Here is a 3,902-nt window from a genome sequence, read left to right as displayed (position 1 = left end):
AAATTGCCGTCTACCTGATTCGGCATTCTCGAAGCGGTGCCGTAATTCGCGCAACAATAGATGCTGTGTCCCTGGCATTTCTGTCCTGCTTTCCCTTTTCGAAAGCGTTGGCAGAATTGCAGGCGCGGCAAATCACAGCCCTGATGTCGGGCGTTTCTTTCGAATACGCCCGACATCAGGGCTTAAGCCAACTTTCTGCCATCGGCAGTACCGGCTCGTGCGCTACGACATCAATCGATGAGTCGCGACACGGGACCTGGATGCTGTGAATCAGCCCATCAGTTCAGGAATGGCTTTTCCATGATCAACGATTGGTGTTGGGCGTCCATTAAAGTCTCGGATCATGGTGCTCGGTGCGTCGATTCCCAGGTGATGATAAATTGTCGCCAGGAAGTCGCCGGGACCGCAAATTCTTTCAACGACATCTTCCCCGCGCTTATCCGTGGCACCAATGACTCGGCCAGTCTGAATACCACCACCCGCCCAGATATTCGAGAATGCTCGCGGCCAGTGATCCCGCCCGGGTTGTATAGTACCCGCAGGTGCGCTGGCATCACCGGCACCGGTGCTTGGCGAATATTCAATCTTCGGCGTACGACCAAATTCACCCGTCACTACGACGAGAACTTGCTTATCAAGGCCTCGATCATAGATATCCTCGATCAAAGCAGAAACAGCCTGATCATAGGCGGCCGAACGAAATCGCAGTGCATCGAATACGTGATGGTTCACTGCATGGTCGTCCCAGTTATGGACGCGACCACAAAGTGCACCGCTTAAGCTGGTCGTCATGATTTCGACACCTGCTTCGACGAGTCGTCGCGCGAGCAGTAGTTGTTGCCCCCACGAGTTACGGCCGTAGCGATCGCGCGTTCGTGGGTCTTCTCGACTCAAATCAAACGCTTCCTTCGTGCGGGGGTTGGTCAACAGCGTCATGGCTTGAATTTCGAATTCGTCGAGAGCGGCGAGTTCGGCGCGTTGGTCAAACGCTCGCTCGAGCGTGTCAAGATTCCGTCGCAAGTTGGAACGTCGGCCGAGTCGTGTCACTTCGCTCGTGTCAGCCAAACCAATATTGGGAACAGAAAATGACGGTGAATTGGGATCGCCCATCACGGTAAAGGGAGAGTACGCATCACCTAGATAGGCGGGGCCGTTATATTCCAGCGGTGGGTTGATACCGACATAAGCTGGCAAGGGATTCTGGCGGGGCTCGGCTTGCGAACGCAGGTAATTTGCGACCGTCATCCAGTCGGGATAGCGTGGTTTGGGCTTATCGCGCGTATCGGGATCCCCTGAAAGCAACTGCATCGATCCCGCAGGATGTCCGCCCGCCGTCTGCTTCATCGATCGCAAGACCGTGAATTTGTCGGCGATCGCCGCCTGCCGCGGAAGCAGTTCCGTAAACTGAAGGCCCGAAACTTTCGTCGAGATCGTGCTGAACGGACCACGATATTCGCTGCCGCTATCTTGCTTGGGGTCGTACGTATCGATGTGCGAACACCCGCCGGGCTGCCAAACCATGATCACAGCTGTCTTCTTCTTTTGCGACGCTGTCGTTTCGCTTGCACTAAGAGTTCGCTGTGAACGGAGCTTTAAAACCTGTGGCAAACTCAGTGAGGCAAATCCCGCGATACCTGTCTGAAGAAAATGACGGCGACCCGTTGTCCGCCAAGCACCTGGTCCAGGGCAGCAGGAGGCCATTCTCGCAGATTGAGATTCAGTCATAAATCACCATGCATTCTGTTCAGAGACTTATTGGGCCGACGCTTCCTTGGGCTTCACACGGATGGCGATTGGCTCGGATACGACGATATCGACAAGATCCACGGGAGTCGCAATTTCGGTCGCTTTCTTGAGCCGATCGGCTGCTGCGGCCACGGCAGCAACCGCGGATTTGTGTCGCGATACAGCGGCTTCAGCTGCCTGATCCGCTGCTGCCTTGAGATCTGCCGGAGCGGCCTTGGCATCTTCTGCCAGTTTTGCGGCAGTTGCGGCCAGTGCGAGCTGTTCTTGTTCCGCCAGTTGATGGGCATTCTGAGCGGCGATGACCATTTCCGCCTGACGTCGATATTTCGCCACAGCACTTCCGTAAAAGCCGATGAGATAATCGCCTGGCGGAGTTTTCATCGCTGCCAGATCGATTGTTGCTTGCGAGAAGTCGGCTGTCAGTGGGACATCGAATGGAGGAAGATGTTCAAAACCTGCGCCAAACGCCTTCAACTGCATCGTGGCTCCCGAGAATTCGCAACGACGGATTTGAACGAGAGGAATTGTCAGCTTTTCACCGGCTGTCGCTTCCACGATATTCTTTTGACTGGGGGCGATCGTGAGCGGAGCGTATTCGATACCGCTGACCGAAACGTGAACATCGGCTAACAGTCGCGGGCTGGGAATTTCGCTCCAAGAATCTGGAATCGGCCATGCCATGGATGCCAGTCGACAGGTTCGAGTGACCGTTGTCCCGTTGATCTGGGCGCTTCCTACAAAATTGGTTGTGGCGCGGGATCGAGGTGCGTCCTGATGAGTTGAAATCAGCATGACTCCCCGAGTTTTGCCCGCAGGAATTTTCAATCCCTTAGCGGTCACTCCTTCTGGAAGTCCTGTCATTTGCAGGTCGATGTCGCCGTCGAATCCATCGCGTCGCACGACGACGACCTCCATCGCCATCGTGCAACCGCCACGTAAGGCAATCGGCTTAGAAAGGGCATTACGGTCTCCATTCCGCAGTTCCATGTGTAACGCCCACGAGACAAGAGCAAAGTCGGGAGCTGCTTTGCGAATGATCAGGCGATAGATGTTTCTGGGGTCATTTCGAGTTCCGCCAAACAAATCCGAAAGCTGCAGTCGATGAATCCCGTCTTCTTTGATCTCGAGCTTCCCCAGGACGTCTGCGGATCCCGCATCGTAAGGAGGGCCATCATAGGCATAACCGTTACTGGAGACTCGTACAGGGCTCGGGATATCACTGAGCTCGGCGACATCCGTTAACGTTTCGTTGGTGCCAGACCTTGCGACGTGCTGGACAAGAACGGCAGGATCTGTGGGCAATCCGAGGCGTTCCGACGCCACTTCGATCCACCAGATTTCACCCTTCTTCGCCTCAAATTCAAAAACGTCGACATCGGCTGCGGGAAAGAATTGTCCTGAAATATCGCACGGCAACGAGATCTTCTGAGCTGTTGAATGGTCGTTATTCGGTTCAACCTCAGTCAAAGTGGCTTGATCAGGGAGATCTGTGGGAGGCCACGAGAATGAACTGACAGAACGAGTCGATGGATGCCGCACAACTGGCTCCCCAATTGCCAATTCTCGCAAAACGAGCCGATAGAAGAATGCAGGTCCGCCACCAAATGTCATCTCGTGAACCTTGATGACATATTTGCCGTCATGGGGAGCAATAAAGTCCAGCAGCCCACTGCGCCGCTCAACCAGCAGATCGTTACCGGAAGCGTCGGCGATAATCAGTACTGCGTCCAGTTTCGAATCGATGCCGCGCGATGCGCATTCTGCGACGATGCGCTGGCCTTGTTTTGCTTCGAACACAAAATAGTCGACGGCTCGGAGACTCATGACCGCGTTGCAAACCGAATTCAGTGGCAGTTCCATCGCGGTCGAAAGCGACGTGCACGGCTTTGTCTGGACCAATTCGGGCAATCGTCCTACGGAGAAGACTCGTGAGGATGAAATTCCCAAACGAGTCATCACTCGCGCTTCGTAAACATCCGTTGGACAGTCGCCTGCGATAGAGACAAGATATTTGTTTGGCTCCCTCTGTCCATCGGCATTGATCTTATGGACCGCGGTGATGCGTGAATCTGAGAAAATCAGCTCATCAGCTTCTTCGAGATTTTCACCGCTGATCGTGATTTCGACCGTAGATCCCGACGTACCACCCATTGGCA

3 protein-coding genes are annotated in these 3,902 nt (G+C 54.5%); 1 reads left to right on the top strand and 2 read right to left on the bottom strand.

Going from position 1 to position 3,902, the window contains the following annotated elements:
* Nucleotides 1-269 (top strand): hypothetical protein (locus tag VGE80_RS05325; RefSeq protein ID WP_440591933.1); only part of this gene is annotated, 269 nt, incomplete at its 5' end.
* A gap of 1 nt (nucleotide 270) precedes the next feature.
* On the opposite strand, the gene VGE80_RS05320 is transcribed toward VGE80_RS05325, so the two are convergent.
* Together VGE80_RS05320 and VGE80_RS05315 are read right to left on the bottom strand one after the other, a co-directional pair.
* Nucleotides 271-1,701, bottom strand: coding sequence for a DUF1501 domain-containing protein (locus VGE80_RS05320; RefSeq protein ID WP_440591934.1), 1,431 nt, complete (start codon nucleotides 1,699-1,701; stop codon nucleotides 271-273).
* 51 nt (nucleotides 1,702-1,752) lie between these two features.
* The coding region (locus VGE80_RS05315; RefSeq protein WP_440591932.1) for a serine protease at nucleotides 1,753-3,902 on the bottom strand (2,150 nt) is incomplete at its 5' end.

It is taken from the genome of Schlesneria sp. (genome assembly GCF_036405755.1).
GTDB lineage: Bacteria > Planctomycetota > Planctomycetia > Planctomycetales > Planctomycetaceae > Schlesneria > Schlesneria sphaerica.
The sequence above is the reverse complement of the archived record's forward strand: the minus strand, read 5'-3'. Positions and strand labels throughout refer to the sequence as shown.